General features: G+C 42.3%; 18 protein-coding genes. 7 read left to right on the top strand and 11 right to left on the bottom strand.

All coding sequences use genetic code 11. The features are described 5' to 3' along the window. Positions 1–75: 75 nt before the first annotated feature. Positions 76–411 (top strand): PadR family transcriptional regulator, encoded by a 336-nt coding sequence (locus NST85_RS02085; protein ID WP_127193160.1) that lies wholly within the window; start codon positions 76–78, stop codon positions 409–411. Then, positions 398–946, top strand: coding sequence for a DUF2812 domain-containing protein (locus NST85_RS02080; RefSeq protein ID WP_127193141.1), 549 nt, complete (start codon positions 398–400; stop codon positions 944–946). The genes NST85_RS02085 and NST85_RS02080 overlap by 14 nt, the downstream gene beginning before the upstream one ends. A gap of 16 nt (positions 947–962) precedes the next feature. On the opposite strand, the gene NST85_RS02075 is transcribed toward NST85_RS02080, so the two are convergent. Next, entirely contained in the window at positions 963–1,760 is a 798-nt protein-coding gene (locus NST85_RS02075; RefSeq protein ID WP_127193142.1) for a helix-turn-helix transcriptional regulator, read from the bottom strand. 148 nt (positions 1,761–1,908) lie between these two features. Here NST85_RS02075 and NST85_RS02070 point away from each other — a divergent pair, with 148 nt between their 5' ends. Further along, positions 1,909–3,255 (top strand): glycoside hydrolase family 30 protein, encoded by a 1,347-nt coding sequence (locus tag NST85_RS02070; protein ID WP_246054198.1) that lies wholly within the window; start codon positions 1,909–1,911, stop codon positions 3,253–3,255. Between the two features lie 132 nt (positions 3,256–3,387). On the opposite strand, the gene NST85_RS02065 is transcribed toward NST85_RS02070, so the two are convergent. The 3 genes from NST85_RS02065 to NST85_RS02055 all read right to left on the bottom strand — a co-directional run bounded on the left by NST85_RS02065 (position 3,388) and on the right by NST85_RS02055 (position 6,786). Beyond that, a complete protein-coding gene (locus NST85_RS02065; protein WP_341188396.1) occupies positions 3,388–4,203 on the bottom strand; it encodes an imm11 family protein in 816 nt (271 codons plus the stop codon). A 539-nt stretch (positions 4,204–4,742) separates the two neighbouring features. Continuing rightward, positions 4,743–6,242: an aminotransferase class V-fold PLP-dependent enzyme gene (locus NST85_RS02060; protein WP_127193144.1), complete on the bottom strand. Its 1,500-nt coding sequence runs from the start codon at positions 6,240–6,242 to the stop codon at positions 4,743–4,745. 67 nt (positions 6,243–6,309) lie between these two features. Further along, on the bottom strand, positions 6,310–6,786 hold the full coding sequence (locus NST85_RS02055; protein ID WP_127193145.1) for a DsrE/DsrF/DrsH-like family protein: 477 nt from the start codon (positions 6,784–6,786) through the stop codon (positions 6,310–6,312). A 219-nt stretch (positions 6,787–7,005) separates the two neighbouring features. Between NST85_RS02055 and NST85_RS02050 the strand changes: the two genes are divergently transcribed. From NST85_RS02050 to NST85_RS02040, 3 genes are all read left to right on the top strand, one after another. Further along, positions 7,006–7,269: an AbrB/MazE/SpoVT family DNA-binding domain-containing protein gene (locus NST85_RS02050; protein WP_127193146.1), complete on the top strand. Its 264-nt coding sequence runs from the start codon at positions 7,006–7,008 to the stop codon at positions 7,267–7,269. Then, on the top strand, positions 7,266–7,661 hold the full coding sequence (locus tag NST85_RS02045; RefSeq protein WP_127193147.1) for a type II toxin-antitoxin system death-on-curing family toxin: 396 nt from the start codon (positions 7,266–7,268) through the stop codon (positions 7,659–7,661). Before NST85_RS02050 ends, NST85_RS02045 begins: the two co-directional genes overlap by 4 nt. Positions 7,662–7,789: 128 nt before the next feature. Then, entirely contained in the window at positions 7,790–7,978 is a 189-nt protein-coding gene (locus tag NST85_RS02040; RefSeq protein WP_127193148.1) for a hypothetical protein, read from the top strand. A gap of 33 nt (positions 7,979–8,011) precedes the next feature. Here NST85_RS02040 and NST85_RS02035 read toward each other — a convergent pair whose 3' ends face one another. The 4 genes from NST85_RS02035 to NST85_RS02020 form a co-directional block, all read right to left on the bottom strand. Continuing rightward, complete coding sequence (locus NST85_RS02035) at positions 8,012–9,550, bottom strand: DL-endopeptidase inhibitor IseA family protein (protein WP_341188395.1); 1,539 nt, start codon at positions 9,548–9,550, stop codon at positions 8,012–8,014. Positions 9,551–9,602: 52 nt separating this feature from the next. Next, the gene (locus NST85_RS02030; RefSeq protein ID WP_127193150.1) at positions 9,603–10,421 is read right to left on the bottom strand and encodes an alpha/beta fold hydrolase; all 819 of its coding nucleotides are present in this window, start codon (positions 10,419–10,421) and stop codon (positions 9,603–9,605) included. A 76-nt stretch (positions 10,422–10,497) separates the two neighbouring features. Continuing rightward, positions 10,498–11,151, bottom strand: coding sequence for a response regulator transcription factor (locus tag NST85_RS02025; RefSeq protein ID WP_127193151.1), 654 nt, complete (start codon positions 11,149–11,151; stop codon positions 10,498–10,500). A 14-nt stretch (positions 11,152–11,165) separates the two neighbouring features. Next, a complete protein-coding gene (locus NST85_RS02020) occupies positions 11,166–16,238 on the bottom strand; it encodes an AAA family ATPase (protein WP_127193152.1) in 5,073 nt (1,690 codons plus the stop codon). A 299-nt stretch (positions 16,239–16,537) separates the two neighbouring features. On the opposite strand from NST85_RS02020, the gene NST85_RS02015 reads away from it, so the two are divergent. Further along, positions 16,538–17,839: an IS4 family transposase gene (locus tag NST85_RS02015; protein ID WP_341188394.1), complete on the top strand. Its 1,302-nt coding sequence runs from the start codon at positions 16,538–16,540 to the stop codon at positions 17,837–17,839. A 207-nt stretch (positions 17,840–18,046) separates the two neighbouring features. Here NST85_RS02015 and NST85_RS02010 read toward each other — a convergent pair whose 3' ends face one another. From NST85_RS02010 to NST85_RS02000, 3 genes are read right to left on the bottom strand one after another with little or no spacing between them, the layout of a single operon-like run. Further along, the gene (locus NST85_RS02010; RefSeq protein ID WP_341188393.1) at positions 18,047–19,024 is read right to left on the bottom strand and encodes a formylglycine-generating enzyme family protein; all 978 of its coding nucleotides are present in this window, start codon (positions 19,022–19,024) and stop codon (positions 18,047–18,049) included. A 37-nt stretch (positions 19,025–19,061) separates the two neighbouring features. Continuing rightward, positions 19,062–19,595, bottom strand: coding sequence for a chromate transporter (locus NST85_RS02005; RefSeq protein ID WP_341188392.1), 534 nt, complete (start codon positions 19,593–19,595; stop codon positions 19,062–19,064). A gap of 12 nt (positions 19,596–19,607) precedes the next feature. Continuing rightward, positions 19,608–20,288 (bottom strand): chromate transporter, encoded by a 681-nt coding sequence (locus NST85_RS02000; protein ID WP_341188391.1) that lies wholly within the window; start codon positions 20,286–20,288, stop codon positions 19,608–19,610. Between the last annotated feature and the right edge of the window lie 33 nt (positions 20,289–20,321).

Genomic DNA, 20,321 nt, shown 5'->3' with positions numbered 1-20,321 from the left:
GTAATGGATATATCCATTGCCGATATATCCACGCATGATATATAAGGAGGTGTAGAATTGTCTAGAAATGATTCCATGTTGACAGAGCAACTAACAGATTCGGCATATTATATTCTACTCTCGCTTCTTGTCCCCAGACATGGTTACGCGATCATGAAGTACATTGAAGAATTAACAGAAGGCGAAGTAACGGTAGGCCCAGCTACACTGTATACGCTAATTAAGAAAATGATGAAGAACGAACATATTGAAGCAGGGAGTTCGGATGACGAACGACGTAAACCTTATATGGTAACCATCAAAGGCAGAGAGATCGTCATGAACGAAATCGAACGACGCTCACGCATGGCACAGCATGGATTGAAGGCAATAGAATCCGCTAAGGAGGAGAACGAATATGAGAAAAACTAAAAGTCATCGCTATATAACATCACAAGGGACCGCCTTTGCAGAGAAAAAAGAGATGCTGAAGATGGGGAAATTGGCACAGCAAGGCTGGCAACTGGAGTCTTTTGCCTTTCTCGGTTATCGTCTACGTAAAGCGGAACCACAGAACCTCATCTATGAAATGGATTATCATGTAGTTCATAAAGCAGATATGAATAATTATGTAGATACCTTTGCAGCCGCTGGATGGAATCATGTCTGCTCTGCGGGAAGCATACACGTCTTTTCAGCCCGACCTGGCACAACTCCCATCTATTCTGACAGAAATACCTCTTACGAGAAGTATAATAGAATTACTAGATCTGTGGGAATGGTTACCCTTATTTTCGCGATATTTGCTGTCGTGGGTTTTGGGTTAACTGCCTATACAGAGAATAAAGATAGCTTTATAGAATCTATCTATTTCTACTTGGGCACTGTGGGTATCACCATCGCTGTACCCGCTTTGATGACATATACCGCCCTTATGTTCAGAAGAAGAGCCGAGAAGAAGGTATAAACCCATTTCGAACCGATTAATCATATAATCCCTTTCGGTATGTACCTGGAGAAACTTCGTAAAAGTTACGGAAAATACGGTTGAAATAAGTATAGCTACCAAATCCCGAAGCCTCGGCGATTTGTTCAAGAGTCATTGGGCTTGATTTCATCAAATCCATAGCTAGAGAAAGACGTAATTTATGTACGTATTGAAGAATAGACATCCCATACTCTTGCTTAAACACCCCCATTACTCTTGACATACTGAGCCCTACATGCTTTGCTATTTGCTCCAGCTCAATGGAACTCGTCGCATACGATTCCAAATAATGCTTAATACGCAGAGCATGATAGGCTGATATTGAGGAAGGCTCGGATACTTCAGACACCGCCCGATCTATTAAATAACATAAGGCTTGCAGTAGAGTAACCTTAAGTTCAGTTGATCCTCCATCCAATCTCCGTTTCTCTAACACTAATTGATGCCATAGTTCCCTTAACCTCCCCTCATCAGAGACCCGTGAAAGCTGCGGACGTTTCACTTGACCCCACCACCGATCTAGCCAAGTTCCGTTACAAAATACATAATAATCCGCACTTGTACCAGATCCATTCGACCCCATATTAATACGCAGATCGTACAGGTCTCCTGGACGTAAAAGTAGTAGGTCTCCTGGATATAATTGATAAGCACCTGACTCCAGAACTACTTGGCTACTACCTTCTGCTTGGAACCGAAATATATATGAATCCGTGCCTTTACTCATATTCATCTGGAAGGGATTTTTGTGTATTGAATAATCACATAAGATCACTTCAAGGTCAAAGTCCATTGTTCTTCATCCCCCTTTATATTTTCGATGTTATCATATTGTTCAGGTTTGTACATGTTTTGTTTCTTCTTTATCTCACTTAATCTTTCTATAATTATCCTATATGAACTTATGTTCAACCTATACGGCTAACAAAGGAGATAAGAACATGACTATGCACAAAATACGTGTAATTCAAACTGCTCAAGACACTGCGGATCGACTTACGGAACAAGAGGCTCTAACTTTCACTCCGGATCTTCATGATGATCGTGAGAACCAATTGATCAACGTTTATGACGATATTGAGTATCAGGAAATCATCGGATTTGGTGGTGCCTTGACTGAAGCTTCGGCTGTAACTATTGCCAAACTAAGTGAAGACAAGCAACAAGAGATCCTCCAGGCATATTTTGATAAAGCTACAGGTATTGGATACACCTTCTGCCGCTCCCATATCAACAGCTGCGACTTTTCATTAGGTAATTACTCTTATGTAGATGTTGAAGATCCTAGTTTGGAGAGCTTTGATATTTCGAGAGACCGCGAAGCGATTATGCCACTGATCAGTAAGGCGGCGAATATCGCAGGCGATGAATTTAAGTTGTTTTCTTCACCTTGGAGCCCACCAGCCTGGATGAAGACTAACGGGGAAATGAATAATGGAGGCAAGCTAAAACCAGAATTCCTTGAGGTTTGGGCCCAATATTTTGTGAAATATATACAAGCCTATGAAGCTGAGGGTATTCGTATTTGGGGTCTTAGCGTACAGAATGAAGCCAAGGCTAAGCAAATTTGGGATTCCTGTATTTATACAGCCGAGGAGGAGAAGGACTTTGTTCGCGATCACCTAGGACCCGCCCTTGAAGTGAATGGATTATCTCACGTTAAAGTCATGATCTGGGATCATAATAAAGAGCGGGTATACGACCGTGCAAAGGTCGCTTTTGAGGATGAGGCTGCTTCAAAATACATCTGGGGAATTGGTTTTCACTGGTACTCAGGTGACCACTTTGAAGCACTATCTGCTGTTCATGACCGTTTTCCTGATAAAGCTCTTGTGTTTACAGAAGGATGCCAAGAAGGTGGTGTTCATCTAAATTCTTGGAAGACCGGAGAACGCTATGCTCATGACATCATGGGCAATCTAAACAATTGGATGTCCGCTTGGACAGATTGGAATATCGTCTTGGATGAACAAGGTGGACCCAACCATGTAGGTAACTACTGCGATGCTCCAATCATAGCGGATACAATTCAGAATGAAGTCATATATGAAAGCTCTTATTACTATATCGGGCAATTCAGTAAATTCATCCTTCCAGGGGCTAAACGTATCGCTTCAAGTAAGTATACCGATCAACTAGAAACATCAGCCTTCAAAAATCCAGACGGATCCATCGTTGTTGTTATCTTAAATCGGACGGATAATACAATTCCCTACGCCTTACGTTATCAAGGGCAACTTGCGGATACAGCGTGTCCTCCACATTCGATTCAGACTTTGATTTTTTAATATCTTGTACGTGGAAAAGAGATGATTCCTGTAATGGGATCATCTTTTTTTGCGTCCTTCGGACTCCTCTCATCTTCGATAATTGGCCGAAGATACTATGTGGATTCCTCCCTCTTTCTATTAAACTAGGGATTAAATCGTGTCTTTATCAACCTCATGCCATAAATAATCAAGTAGGATCGGGGGAATATACATAGGTCTTATCCATTGATAGGTCAGATCAAGTAAGAGTTCTCCAAGCAAAAAGTTCCCTTTCGTACTAAGCTGCATCTTCCATTTTCCGCTAGCTACAGCCTTACCCTGCCCTACCCTTTCTCCGGCCTCTTCATAGTAGAATTCTTGTCCTTTACTTCGTTCGATATCCGCTAATGCAGATTCATAGTTTCGCTTCTGCTCTAACTCTTTCGCTTCGGTGAAATCAGAATCATACACCTGTGAAAAATCTAGTCCTTTAAGTTTATTTCGTTCGATTAGATCTTTGAATGCTTCAGTGACATAAACTCTAGTTGTTGCTCCCTGATTAATCTTAAACATATAAGTGTCTTCTGGCACTTTATGAAAGTCAAAAACAAGTTTATTAAATCCCGCCCATGAACCATCATCAAATGTCCTAAAATCAGATCTCTGCCAATCTACACAATCTAGCACATTAGTAACATTTACCATAAAAAACTCAAAATCATCATGAATTAGCGGAAGAAATTCTACTTCATTGCAGGTGAAAGGCTCCATAAGTTCCTTCACTCTTTTCGATACAACCGGCTGTCCAATGATATAATACGGAAAATCTTTATAGGTTCTTTTAAACAAGGTTTCTAGTTTAATTGGTGTCCAGATATTCTGTTTTGGACTACCATCAAAATCTGAATGAATGGGATGTTCATCATTATTAAACACTGCTGAAAAATTCATTGCCTTCGAATGTTCTCGAAACTTATAAACCTTCATTTAAAAAAACACCTCCTTAAATATGGATCTAGACTTCATAACATATGACTATCATTTTGCGACTGTTGCTGTATGAGAAAATGAGCTCTCTGTTAAAACTACATATTATCGTTTCATAGGATTCATCCAGAATAAGTAATCTTAAATCTCCGACTTCTCAACCTCATGTAATAAACAAGGTGGTTCTGATGAATCATCTTCCAAATCGATTGGCAGGGAAATACTCCATAGTCTATTAAATGTACAAAGAAGTCGCCCCTTTTGGAATGGCGATGTTACTTCCATTCTACAGAAAGAGGCGACTTCTTTGCATTGTTTTATATGTAAAATTGTGACAATTCATGTTCGAAGTAGCGTAGAGGATGGAACGATTTCGGAAAAGCGTTAGCGGTCGCCTAAAAGCTTTCCTTTGGAAAGCTACTTCGGAAGCATACGCTTGGTCTCCTAATTTCAACCGTTACACGGTTTCAATCCAGAAATTTGGAGACCGTAGCGATTGAAGGAACGTTCCATTCACGGAGCATCCACTCAAAACACTCCTACCATGAGAACCATTGCTCAATCGGCGGATTGGACACCGACTTCACATGATGGAATTCATTATTACCCGGGTGATAGACGTAGTCCTTCCTATATTCTTCAATATTCTGCATAATATCTCTGATCGCGTGAATGATGTACTCTATCTCACTGTTTGTCATAATAGGATGAAGCGAAATACGTACCCAGCCGGGTTTATACGACAAATCCCCTGTATCAATGGTATCCGTAATTTGTTTGGACACGGTCTGATTCAAGTTAAATAAATAGTGCCCAAATGTTCCTGCGCAGGAACAGCCTCCCCTTGTTTGAATGCCGTACCGATCATTAAGTAGACGGACCATCAAATTATAATGAATATTCTCCAGATAAAAAGAAACAATGCCCTTTCGTTCGCTAATATGTCCGTCGAGCACATGCAGGCCGTGGATTCTTCCCAGCTTGGGTAGAAGAATGTCGAGCATCTCCCACTCTCTATGCTGCATTTGCTGCGTACCCATTTTTTCTTTTAATGTAATACATAGTGCAGTTCTAATCGTCTGTAGAAAACCCGGAGTACCCCCATCCTCACGCGATTCCATATCCCAGTTATAACGTTTACCGCCCCATGGGTTACTCCAAAGTACGGTTCCTCCTCCAGGATGGTCAGGAACTGGACTTGAGATCAATCTTGAATCAACGATTAGAACGCCACTAGCGCCAGGCCCGCCCAAAAATTTATGCGGGGAAAAATAAATAGCATCCAGCTTCTCCAGCGGATGAGCAGGATGCATATTAATGTCGACATATGGCGCAGATGCAGAAAAATCGATAAAACATAGTCCTCCGTATTCGTGCATTTTCCGAGAAAGTGCATGATAGGGAGTTTGAACACCTGTCACATTAGAGCATGCAGTGAACGCACCGATCTTGAACTTACGATTCTGATAATCCCGGAGCTTCCGTTCAAGTTGCTCAGGATCTACTAAGCCCTGCTGGTCCGGTTCAACAATAACCACATCACCGATCGTTTCCATCCATGATAATTGATTCGAGTGATGCTCCATATGCGTCACAAAAATGATCGGACGTTCCTCTTCAGGCAATAGAAGTTTTTCTCGCAAATGGTTAGGTACTTTTAGCCCAAGTAAACGCTGCAGCTTATTCACCATCGCCGTCATTCCTGAACCACCTGTTAGCAATACGTCACATTCATCCGCATGAACATGACTCTTAATAATATCCCGTGCATGCTTATAAGCCAGAGTCATGGTCGTTCCCGTCACATTCGATTCCGTATGCGTATTGGCAACAAATGGCCCATACACATCTGTAAGTTTGTTCTCAATGGGCCGAAAAAGTCGACCGCTAGCCATCCAGTCGGCATACAGTATCCCCTTTTTACCATATGCCGTCATGAAAGTCTGATCGATTCCGATCATTTGTTTTCTAAAAGGATAGAAGTACGTCTCCAATCCACTGACACAGTAGGACTCACTTCCAATTCGCGCTTGAAGCAATGGTGTTCTCCCCCCGACATATCGCTACTCTAATGTATGCCCAGTGAAAGAATTGGGTTAATGCGGGTCAAATAAACATCTGTATATTAGATTCAAGAGCGCCCTTGAGAAAATCTTTAGCTTCAACAATCTTAACTTCAGGGAGAAATTCCTCCTGCTTAAACCCCATGACTTCCACGGACAGTTTGCATGCATAGAAATTAACTTGTTTTTTTCGAGCACCCTTAAGAAAATCAATCAATCGTGGTGCGTGATCGTCGTCCATCATATCCAATAGAATTCGCTTGCCTACACCGGCCCAGTTCATTTTGGATAAGGGTAGATCCTCAGGACCTTTGGGCGAAATGAATGAAAACATTTTTTCGTACAAAGTTTTATCATCGTTAGACATACTCTCTGGATCACGAATCAAAGATAATCCCCAGAACGCAAAGAATATATTCACTTCCACATCCATCTCCCGAGCCGTATTCGCTAAAATGAGCGCAGCCATCGCCTTGTCATATTCCCCACTGAACATAATGAGATCCATTGTTTTGGTCATACTGATACGTCCTCCTATATCATAGTTTGCTGTTATTGTTTACCATGAGGGGAAAATTTATAGCAGAGTCCTGTGACAATTGTGAGCAAACAAAAATGGACACCCAACCGTGTCCACAGCACTACATAATATATTTTGACCCAAAGGTAATCCCAATCCGAATAATTCATGTATAATTGTTATAACAGTTGAATAGTATAATTAAGGAGGATAATAAGGATGGGTAAGGTGAGTCAAATGGAGCGGAAAGTAACAAAGTTCGGAAATAGCCTCGGAATCACAATGACAGATGCATTAAAAGAAATCGGTCTTGAACAAGGTGACGCTGTTCAAATTGAAGTTAATCCTGGCAGTGGAGAAATTGTAATCAAAAAGGCCAATAAAGTATCATTACCCGATGGGATCAGTGCTGATTTTTTTGAAAATCTATCTGAAGTACTTAGTGAATACGACCAAACCTTGAAAGGATTAAAAGACAGATGAAAATACGTTACTTGTCCATTCAAGAAACTATTGCGATTAACTTTGCCATGATACAGAGATATAGTGAGGGAGAGCAGATTGGCGTAAAAAGCTCCAGTCTGCTTGAATCGGCTATAATGCGACCTCAGTCTTCGGCATTTGAAAAAGATGCCTATCCATCGATCTATGAAAAGGCGGCAGCATTGTTTGAATCTCTAGGCCAAAACCATCCATTTCATAATGCTAATAAAAGAACAGCTTTTACGGCGCTCGTTATTTTTCTTAGATATAATGGATTCCTCTTTAAAATGGAGCAGAAAACTGCAGAAGATTTCACAGTGGACATGGTAAATCATAAGTACTCTTTCAAACAGCTTGTTACTACCATTCGAGCCCACTCAATTAAGGGTTAATAGAATGATTTTTATGAATTGAACAGCTCAATTAAGAAATGTATGCGGTTACTACTTGTGATATAATAGCATCTATTAGATTAAACAAAGGTCACAATTCGAGAGAATAGATAGGAGTGTTGTTGGAGATGAGAGGTTACAACATTATGCGTCCACTAATGCTAATTATAGTCGCGCTGCTTACGAGAGGTTTGGTTACTAACCTTTGCATTCTATTTGGGATGACGCCTGAATCAGCTAGTAGCATCGGTATGTTTGGTATGATAATCGCTGCGATTTTCATGTATATTCGCTTGACCAAACGCCGTCCTAAATAAAAGAATAGGCACCCTTTTCCGTTAATTACCTTGTTATGATGCCCCCTCAATAGAAGATATTTTCCACTGTTGATCCCCGCCATCAAAAATGAGCGTAAACTGCACGACCACATTTTCTTTAGTCATGGTCATTATTTTAGTTTCTTTATCAGCCATTATTACCTTGTATTCAACGTCATCAAAGGCCATAAAGTAGTAAAACTCACTAGTATCTTCAAACACCGATAGGATATCAAAATCACTAACCATCTCGGGGGATGTCATTTGGTCAGTTTCTTCCTTTGCACCCAAAAATACAGCTTCAATATAAGTTTCGATTAAATCCTCAGTACTCTTCGGATAGACAAATCCGCTCTCATCATTCTTATACGAATCAACAGGCTCGTCAAAGCTTTGACCATTCCAATTGCTCGTACTTATCCTCTCAAAACGCGAGAAATGTCTATATGCGACAGCCTTATCGAACACGCCATCGTTGCTACCATCCTCTAATAGATCCTCTCCCGACCCCGTAGCTGAGGCTCCATAATAGAGTTGATTGACCTCGCTATCACTAATGCCATAAACCCCTGCGCCTTCAAGGAAAGCACCATTTGTAATGCCGGTATAGATATAACTTTGTCTAGAGCTCTCTAGATTAATCAGGTTAATATCATAGATATAATAGCCCCCAGATTCTATTCCAGGTTTCAACAGTTGGTAATTAGACTGCGTGTCACGGATCACATAGTTTGTATCATATATTTCCTTATCCGGGCCAAAACTTACAACATACTCTATATTCCCATCTTCATCCATATCCTTGCTTAATATTTGAATAAGACTATTATTTTTGTCATCATCCAAATCATTTAAAAAACTCAATAATCCTCTTGGTACCTTGACAGTTCCTTTTAATGTATCAATCGAAACGAGTTCTTCTCTGTCAACGTTCGTATCCTCGTCTGTAGTCATGAAATTGAAAGTATCTTCCTTCCAACCATTCTCATAAATATAATGTCCTTCATATGTATCGTAGGAATCATCAGCCGCATCAAAAACCTGTATTACTGCATCCACGCTCTGATCTCCTATAGCAAAATCGATCACCTTTGCCGTGTTCCAATCCGTTCCGTCTACTCCCTCCCAAGGTGCTATACCCATTGCCCCATTAATTTCAGCAAATAGTCCACTATCCGTTCTTGAACGAAGCTGTTCTTGCGCATTCATTACAGTAAGTGCGGTTGTAAGATAGTTTATAATCTTGTCCTTCGTATTAAACTTCTCACACATATAATAGATATCAAATTGGGTGTCTGGTTCATGCAGGATAGCTATCTTCCCTTCATCATTTTCACTACAGCTCCAAGAATCAGATGACACGAAGATATCGTTCTCTACTTGATTCGCCTTCTTGCGAATAGTAAGCACATCAGCTTCAGTTATTACGGGAATTTGCACTGCAGAATTATTATGCTCTAATTGGGTCGTTTGCGAATCTTCTAGAGTTTCTTGTTGGGAAACTACCTCTTTGTCCTTACATGCCGTAAGCATTAAACAAACGATAACCAACATAACTATAAGTTTCTTCATTATTTCCATCCCCCAGACACTTATCGACAACTATTATATAGGCATTCTCCATCTATACATGATAGCTTTCAACTCTGTCCAACCACTCGCTAATTAGTGAATTAAAGACTTGTGCCTGCTCTATTTGCAAATTATGCCCTGCTCTATCTAATACAGCAAATGTTCCTCTTGGGAACTTTTCTAATATTTCAAAGGCATCTTTATAACCCACTACAGAATCTTGTTTGCCTAATAAAAAAATACTCGGTTTCTCAAATTCCATCTGGTCTATGCGAAATGAAAATCCATATTGTTTCTTGATTATAGCCAAAAAATGATCATCTGCAATTTGACATCCGGCCAAAACCTCATTTTTATATCTGCACCAATTATACTCATCAAGAACCACTTGATTAGAGCTAAAATCTGTGACTTCTTCCTCTGTTAATGTGGCAAGGAACCCGTTATCTCTATGTAATACAGCATGATTAGGTACTATTCTGTCCTCGTGATGGGGTAAAATGACTGGACAAATAAATGCAGCACCTCCCACCCTTTCCTTTTGTTTCGCCAGGATCCCCCTAGCCAAGTAACCACCATATGATTCGCCTATAAGCAAGTAGGTTTGATCCTTAATCAAAGATTCAATAAGTGACAACACGGCATCCAGCATTTCATCCGCATTGTGGATATCGTCATAATCCCTTGTCATCCCCATTCCTGGAAGGTCAATATAGATTCTTCTCCATCCATTTCGATCGCTAAAGATAGGTTCCATGCATGCGCTCATTAGTCTATGATCAGGAGAAAATCCATGTATCATAATAATCGGGATACCTGTTCCCAGATCTTCATAGTAAATATCGGCGTTTGCAACTTTACAATAAGGCATATGATCTTCCCTTCTATTGATGTTCTACCAAAATTATACTATAAATGTTTGCATCCTATTAATAGCTTCTACAAAATCACATAATAGCATGAAGCCGAATGATCGCTTGCGCCCGGTCAACGACCTCCAATTTTCCATACAGATTGCTAATATAGTTACGAGCTGTACCTTCGGCAATATGCAGCGCATCCGCAATTTCACGATTGTTCAATCCTTTGATTATAAGCTGTGCCAATTCCTCTTCCCGCTCTGTCAGCTTGATGTGTTCCAATCTGGATGTTGGTAAGTCTTCATAATCTTCCGTAAATCTATTCAGCCTTGCCGCCAATTTGGCCGCCACTGCAGCTGGAAGAATAAACTGGCCTGATACTGTGTCGCGGATCGAAGCAATCATTTTATCCCCGTCCATATCCTTCAGCATATATCCACTAGCGCCATACGCCATTCCTTCTATTATGTAATCTGCATCTATAAAGGTAGTCAAAATCAAGATGAATATATCAGGACAGCTCCGTTTAATTCGCTTCAACGCACTAATTCCGTCCATAACTGGCATCTGAATATCTAGCAGTACCAGATCAGGATGTAGCGATTCCACCATTTCGCAAGCCTCTTGTCCATTCTTAGCTAAGCCTATCACCTCAAAATCATCTTCCAAATCCAAAATGGTTCTGAGTCCTTCCCGGGTCAACATCTGATCGTCAGCGATCACAATCGTTATCTTATCCATTTTCTATCCCCAATTCATCGCATCGGGTACGGCAGATCCATCGTCAACAAAAGGCCTTGGTTAGGCCCGGAGTCGATAGATAAGCTACCGCCCAGCTGTTCAGCACGCTCTTTCATCGATTTCAATCCAAATCCCATCGTAATATTGCTCGTACCAATTCCACGATCTTCTAGTCTAAATTGCAAATTCGACTCGACAATCCCCAGCTTGAAATGGAATTCCCTACTCCCTCCGTGCCTCATCCCATTGGTCAAGCCTTCCTGCAGCGCATGATAGATCGTCTTCTTATGGGCTGTCGTCAACTCGGGCAAATCACGAATAGCCGTATGGATGACAACTCCCGTATTCCGCTCCGCATCTCGAATAAGCTGAATCAACATACCTCCGAGATCGGCATACTTGTCCTCTTTCAACAAATGAACAGAACCACGGATTTCATTCAGACTGTGTCGAATAAGATCCTGCGCCTCTTTCAGCCGTATCGAAGCGCCCTCCGTATCTTTGTAAAGTAGCCTTTTCCCCGCTTCGATCTGAAGAATCGTCGATGTGAGCGTGTGCCCGACAATATCATGAATTTCTTCAGCGATACGATTTCTCTCCTCATACACGGAGACTTCCGCCAGAGCCAAGGTTGTCTCACGCATCGATTGCTCTAATCTGCGAGTCCTTTCTTCAACTTGATCCTCCAAGCTATCTTTAAGATACTGTATCCCCGAGTATAGCTGGGCATTTGCAATGGAGATAGCACATTGAGAGCCGAGCATCTTCAACACATCCAACCGCTCTGGAGTGAATACGCCCGCTGACAGATTATTCTCCAAATAGAGCAAACAAATTAACTTATTCTGATGCATAATCGGCAGGCAGAGAACTGATTTCAATGCCTTGTTCCTTACATACGAGTTTCGGACAAATATCCCTTCTTTGGCCGCATCATGCAGCACGACTTCCTCTCTCGTTCTTGCCGCATATCCGATAATGGCCGCTGGAACCAAATCTGACTCGTCCTCAATCTGGACTGACTTGATATGTTGCTCCTCTGATGTTCCGTAAGCTTCAACAACCCATTTACCGTCATGGTCGAAAATGATCGCTCCGGAGTCTGCACCCGCATTGTGAAGCATAATACGCATCAGCGTGTCCAACAAACGGCTCATCTCCATCTCTTCTGTTAACGCTTGTATGGACATAACAACAGAGAGATAATCTACTTTCTCCAAGTCCGACCCTTTACTCACGTGCAGAAGATGGCCATATTTGTGTTCCATATCCACCGCTTTCGCCATCGCACCCCACTTGATATAGGCTTCATACGCTTCAGTCATATAGATCTTTGCTAGCTGTAGCTTGCCTTGGTTAAGACCATATCTACCGTAGCACTCTGCGATCATTGCTAAGTCATGGATTAGACCATATTTATGTGCAGCCTCAATTGATTGTTCGTATAACTCTTCAGCTTGGCGATTCTTCCCCTTCAACCTGGCCATTTCAGCTTTGATCATTAAATATTTGTGCTGATAATTCTCTGGGCACCGCTTGGCGAACTGCTTCATTTTTTTTAGACACTTGCGTAGGTTGACCCAATATTCGTTTTGTTTCTGGGCTGTAGCTTCTTCATAAAGTTGGGCCCAGACTAAAGACTCATACGTGTATTGAGCTACATTCTCGATGTTGTCACCACGCGACTCCAAAATGGCAGCCGCCTTCATCAAAGCCGCATTCGCATCGTGGTACTGACCGAACAAATAACCGGGTACATATTGCAGAGAGCAGACAAGTTCTTCAATCATATGAAACTCATCTCCATGAACCGATTCAGCAAATTCCCCCCAATTAATATCTGTTGCCTCAAATGGGTCATCTGGTGAGCGGTATCCCGTCAAGCGGGTGAGAAGAGCGGCAATAACTGTCGCTTGCTTCCAATGCAGGCTATTATTTTGTCTAAGGAGGTAGCCCGAATGCGCAATTAACCGTTCATAAATCTGCCCGAGCGGATGACCGAATTGCAGGAGCGAAGCACAATTAATCAGCACGCTCTGATTCCCATGCCACAAATCTCCAGATTCCAATCCCACTTTGCCGGCATGCTCGGTAAACGTTTCAAGCATCGTGTGGTCATATCGTCGCCAACTATCGTGACACAAGGCAAGTGAAGAAAGCGTCTTCACATAAAGTGTTGGATATGGTTTCGATATGTTACACGCAAGCATGCCCCACTTAAAAGCTTCCTCATCATGACGAAAATGATAATACTGAAACATAGCATATCCTATAAACCCGATTGAAGCTTCAGGCGTCATGCCGTAGTCCAGTGTTATTTCGACCATGGTGAAAACGGAAGCGAGCCAGCCCTTCTTGTTTATAAAAAAGCAGGCGTTGCTTGTATGTACCAATGCAGACATAGCTACTTTGCGAGCTTCATCGGTCATCGTTGGCAAATTATTCAGCATTCCAATCTTATGCTTCCGAATCTTACGACTTAACCGCAGCCATTGGAGAGTCAATTCGAGCGAACTTGGCTCAAAATTGTGAAGTACATTCAATAATTGCAATGTTGTATGGCCTAAGGAAATGACTTCCTTATAATTATCATCGGATGACTCCAATTGAATTTTCATAGTATAAACGAGCGCCTTGTCCAAATGGGTTGTCGCCTTGCTGATCAACAGATCAAATAACTCATTTGTCGTCTTAAAGTGAGAGCATAAATACTCCACTTCCGCCCGTTCCCGGAAAGATCGGAACGCCAACGTATAGTTTTTATCCCAACAATCGTCATCCAACAGTGCTGTAGCATGGCGTAAATATCTCAATGACGTTTCGTAAGCAGTCGATTGCTTTGCCTTCAAACCCGCCTGCAAATTCAACTTCGCCAATTCTATCCTTTGTTCGAAACCATCTATATTTTCCAAAGCCTGATTCAAATGGTTAACCGTTTCGAATACCGTTACTCCATCGCCAGATTTCAAGCGATCGACTAATAAGGAGCCGATCCTCAAATGTAAGGTCGGACGCTCATCCTCAAGAACAAGGGCATAGGCTGCCTGCTGGATGCGATTATGCTGGAATTGATATAGATTACCACTACCATCGCCGCTAACCGGCTGTACCAAACGCTCTTGCACTGCAATTTCCATCACCTCTGACAATTCCTCTATGGGAAGTTCGGTGATCGCGAAGAGTGTAAGCAGATCAAACTGGCTGCCCAGAAATGCAGCCCTGCCAAGTACATAGACTATCTCGTACGGAAATAGCTGTAATTTATCTGATAAATATCCGGCCACATTATCAGGTATGTTCATTTCCGCAATGAGCTGTAAATCCCATTGCCAGCACCTGCTTGATGGTTCTAAGGTTATTTGCTTATCGTTCATTAGATCCTGAAGAAACTCGCTCAGAAAGAACGGGTTCCCATCCGTCTTATGAAGCAATACCACCGCCAACTCATCCGTAGCCTTATCAGCAACATCGTGATGCATAGCATCACTTAGAAGTTGCTTGATATCAGCTAGTTCAAGTGCCTTCAGCGAAATTCTATTCATTATTATGCTGCTTTCCATAAGAGAACTTTCCAAATGGCAGAGCGGATGTAGCATAGGAATCTCTCTATCTCGATAAGCCAATACAATAAGCAGATGTTCTGTTGCTCTGTCCTCTAGCAGATAAGTAAGATATTGAAGCGATGCTTCATCCGCCCACTGCACATTATCAAGCAACAAAACCAAAGGGCGATCACGTTGAGAAAATAGTTGGATAAATCGGTTCATGATCAAATGAACTCGACGCTGAGCTTCCTTAGGAGGTAATTGCTGTACGGGAGGTTGTTGGCCAATCAGCAATTCCAACCTAGGAACCAAATCGATTAGCAATTGCCCGTAGCCATCTACGGCCTTCAGAATACGCAGCCTCCAAACTTCCGCTTGTAACTTAGTTTCCATCAGCAGTTGGTTAACCAGATCTCCAATCACTTGATTCCATATATCATATGGAATCGAGGAATGATATGGATCGAATTTGCCCATAGCGAAGAATTCTGGGAAAGGGACAACTTTTCGAATAGTTTCCTTTATGAAGGTCGTCTTCCCTATTCCAACGTTCCCACTGACCCAGACCGTCTCTACAGATCCGTTCGATACCCGCTGTAGTGCTCCAAGCAAACTTTGTTGTTCGGAGTGCCTTCCGTAGAATTGGGGAGGGACAGTCCAATACTCTGGAATATCCCGGCTTGCGAGTATAAAGGACTCGAATCGACCTGAGGACTGGAGTCTTGCTAACCCTTCTTCCAGATCCGATTTAATCCCAAACGCGCTAGCATACCTCTTGTTTGGGTTCTTCTCCATACATTTTTCAACAATTTCAGAGATAGATTCAGGGATAGAAGGATCCCGATAATGTAGAGGCTGGGGCGTATCAGCCAAATGACGATATACGATATCTACTACGTCTTGAAGCTCGAAAGGCAGACTCCCCGACAGCCATTCATATAAAATAACCCCTAGTGAATAGAAGTCAGAACGGTAATTGGGTATCATTCCTGTTCTGCCCGTCTGTTCAGGGGATATGTAAGGGAGCACAGCATCCGGCCGACCATTTGACACGGCTAGCGGACTCTTATCTATGTCGGTTGAACACATGCGGATATCAATCAATTTCACTTCATATGTATCGAGATTAACCATCAGATGAGCTGGGGTTACTTCATTTAGCGTAATGTTCTCTTGGTGAATTTGCATAAGACAATCGGCTATGGATGAAGCAATGCGAAGTTGTAACGGAAGCTCAAATATATTCTTATGTTTACGTAATATCTGATGGAGCGTATTGCCCCCAGTATCCCGTAAGAGCAGGATTGGTCGATCCTTTATAATCTCCAGGCTATATGCCTCTATTGCACCTCGGCCACCCAATTTTGTAAGTATGTCATATTCGTAACGGAAAGCATCAACCATGACTGGCCCCGGGTATTCATCACATGTCGTCTTGGCGATAACGTTCAGCCCGTCCTCATGACGCACCAACCTGTATAGTTGCATATCTATGTTATTACCTATTAACTCCAAAGTTCGGTACCCTGTCATTTCGAACATAAGTTGCACTCCCTGTATAAGACAATATGTACATTTAGATCTGTATAGGTTAATTGTACCTATTATAACATTAGAGTTACTATTGCCGTATCTTACCTTGTCTTTCTTTCAAAATAATAAAAAAGACCTCCTCGAAGGTTAATGTCATTAAGTTAAAGCATAGGTCCAAAAATTAAGAAAAGAGCAGGTTATCGAAAAGATAGCCTGCTCTTTTTTTTGCGCGAAACTGAGAAATAGAACTTGACAAGTAGATTGAAATGTGTGGCGTAGCCCCTTGAAAAAACGAGGAGGTTACGCCAATGAATGAGTATGCGAATTCACTAAAAGAAACGCTGACATCCCTTCTACGAGAAATGTCAGCCGCACCAGCACCTTATGTTACCCGAAAGAAAAAGCTACCCTTTGAAACGGTTATGCAACTCTTGATCTCCATGGGTGGGAACAGCATGTATAAGGAACTCTTAGAATCGCAGGGCTATGACGTAAACACCGCGACCACTTCTGCTTTTGTCCAGCAGAGAAATAAAATCCTGCCTTCAGCTCTGGAATTCTTGTTTCACAAATTTACGCAAACCTATACGGATATCAAGCACTACCGAGGGTATCGATTACTTGCTGTTGACGGTTCCGATTTGCATATCGCAACAGACTCTGCGGATACGGACACCTATTTTCAAAGTCAGCCGAACACGAAAGGCTATAACCTTCTGCATTTGAATGCAGCCTATGATTTGTGCAGCAGACTTTACGTGGATGCCATTGTTCAGCCACGAAGGTTGTGTAACGAGAGAAGAGCACTAGCAGATATGGTTGACCGTTCCTCCATTAAAGACAAAACCATTGTTACTGCCGATAGAGGTTATGAAAGTTACAACAATTTTGCGCATATTGAACGCAAAGGGTGGAACTATGTTATTCGGGTAAAGGATTTAGATTCTAATGGTATTCTTTCAGGCTTGCGTTTGCCCTCTGGTGGAACGTTTGATATGGACGTTTATCTGACACTCACCAAAAAACAAACCAAAGAGATCAAGGCTCATCCCGAAATTTACAAGTTCGTCCCTTCCACGTCTACTTTTGATTTTTTGGATTTGCATGAGAACTTGTTTTATCCCATTTTTTTTCGGGTTGTTCGTTTCGTCCTGCCGAGTGGCGCTTATGAAACCGTCATTACGAATCTTTCTAGCACTGATTTCCCACCCGATGAACTCAGGTCTATTTATAACATGCGATGGGGTATAGAAACCTCTTTCAGGGCATTAAAATACACAGTCGGTCTGACGAGTTTTCACGCAAAGAAGCGAGAGTCCATCACCCAAGAGATTTTCGCAAGAATGATCATGTACAATTTCACTGAAATGATTACCTCGCACGTAGTCATTTCTCAAATGAATAAACGGCATCAATACCAAGTCAACTTCACGGTCGCCGTTCACGTTTGTAGACATTTCCTGCACTCAAGAGACAATGGATCCCCGCCCGATGTTGAAGGACTGATTCGCAAAAACATTTTGCCGATTCGACCCATTCGCCCAGGGCAGAAGAATACGCGCAAAATTCGCTATAAATCAGCTGTTAGCTTCGTTTACAGAGTAGCATAATTCGTTTCACATGAACATTTTTTAAGCGGGTATTTCATCCGCTTTGTTTGCTGTACGCTTTTTTTCTTGCTTGCGCAAAAAAAAACGGCACAGTTCTTTTACCCATGCCGTTTCGGATTTCATTTTTATTCTCGGTTTTGTTTTGAGCTTATCTTAATGACATTGCCACGAAGGTGGTCTGTTTTCACTATGAAGCAACCTTTGCCATCAAAGAACGATATCTGCCGCACAACGAAAGCCAATATTTCCTGATGAGCTATCCGGTGTATTCTTGCTTCTGGCCGCCACCCGATAACGATTACAATAGGATTTATGGCATAAATATGAGCCTCCGCGCATGGACCGTGCCATTCCACTTGATGGCCCTCTTGGGTCTATGGATTCGGCTGACAAGCGATAACTCGGTGTAAACCAGTCCTGACACCATTCCCATACATTTCCTGACATATTGTAGAGGCCATACCCGTTTGGTAGATAAGACTTTACGGGAGCAGTACCTGAATAACCGTCACTAGCATGATCTTTGTCAGGAAATTTCCCTTGCCAAATGTTACATTGATGCTGCCCACCCAGTTTTAATTCATCTCCCCAGGGATATCGTTTCTGGATAAGACCGCCTCGTGCGGCATACTCCCATTCCGCTTCCGTCGGAAGACGTTTACTGGCCCAGCGACAATATGTGTCAGCATCATGCCAAGACATATGGATAACTGGATGATCAAGGCGTTCGTCCACATGAGAATCTGGACCTTCAGGATGACGCCAATTTGATCCCTCTACCACCCACCACCATGGAGTTTGAGAGGCCACTTGTGTCACCTTCTTGCCTGTCTCTTCAGAAATAAAGGAATGAAAAACGTAAGACCAGCCGAACCGTTCCGCATCTGTAACATAGTTTGTTGCCTCAATAAAAGCAGCGAACTGCTCATTTGTAACCGCCGTTGTATCCAGCAGAAAAGGAGAGACCGTCACGTTTCTAACGGGTCCTTCTCCATCGGATGGGAACCCTTCCTTGTCATCCGTCCCCATAAGAAAAGTGCCTCTAGGAATAAGGATCATCCCTGATAAATCTTTCTCACCTGTCAACCCTTGTACAGACTTACTATCTCTACATCCATCGATGTACCCTTTTCCCAGAACTTGATTACGGCTGGCTGAGCAGCAAGCATGTATATTCTCTGTCATGTGCAAATCTCCAATCTGGGGATAGTTCCTGCTCTGTTTAAAAAAATGCTACACCAAGAAATCCTGAAGCAACAATGATCGTAAGTGGATGCAGTTTATTTTTGATGAGACCATATAGAGAAGCGAATACAATGATTAGCGTACCTAGTGTCTGCCAAGTAAGGAAAGCGTGCTCCTTGCCCATAAATCCAAAACGAATCGCAGCATAAGCAATCAACCCCGTAATTACTGGACGCAAACCATAGAACAAAGTTTTAATCCACTTGCTGTCCCTCACCCGGTAAAAGAATATGGAAATAATAATGATGAGAATAAATGAAGGTAGAACCATGCCTAACGTCGAAGCCATCGCTCCTTCAATTCCGGCTACACGATATCCGATCAAAGTTGCACTGTTGGTCGCAACAGGACCAGGTGCCATCCCTGCGATCGATACAACCTCCTGAAATTCCATTTCAGATAACCACTCGCCAGTCATGGCTTCATGCTGAATCATCGGGATTATCGCGTACCCTCCTCCAAAGGAGAGAAATCCTATTTTCATAAAGGTCAACAGTAAATTCCAAATCACGACGTGTCCTCCCTAGATGTAATACTCCGGATACTTTGACTCTTCATCAGAGTAATCCAAGCACTCCTTTTCCGTCCGTACCTGGAGCCCTAACAACTGCTTTACTTGCAAATATACAAATCCAATAAGTAAACCAAATGCGATCACATAGATTGGGTTAATACCGGTTACAAGTAACACGACCAGTACGACCATAGCCGTTGCAGCGGTTGTCTTGTCGAATATAGCATTTTTGGCCATTCGATATGCAGCTACCAGGATTAAGGCAATGACCGCACCATGGATACCCTTCATTGCGGCATCGACCTTCGGTTGATCGGCTAATTGCGAGTAGACTGAACTAAGTAAACAAACAATGATGAAGGTTGGAATCGTAATTCCTGCTATAGCTGCAATAGCCCCAAATACTCCCCCGCGCCTATAACCAATAAATGCCGCGGCGTTCACTCCAACACCACCTGGTGCGGAACCGGCCAGAGAGAGGATATCATCCATCTCCGCTTCACTCATCCATTTTCGTTTAACTGTAATTTCTCGCTCTATCATCGGGATCATCGCATAACCTCCCCCGAAGGTAACGGGACCAATTCGTAAAAAGGCCCAAAACAATTGGAACAGTAGGTCAACCCTTGCATGTGCAGTTGTCTTTGCGCTTGTCTTTGAACTTGTCTTTGCAGTCACATTTGTTATCATAAACATTCACCCTTAATTCTGTATTACACTCAT

Source organism: Paenibacillus sp. FSL K6-2524 (assembly GCF_038005525.1).
Taxonomy (GTDB): Bacteria; Bacillota; Bacilli; order Paenibacillales; family Paenibacillaceae; genus Fontibacillus; species Fontibacillus anaericanus.
This window is presented reverse-complemented; position numbering and strand designations above follow the sequence as displayed.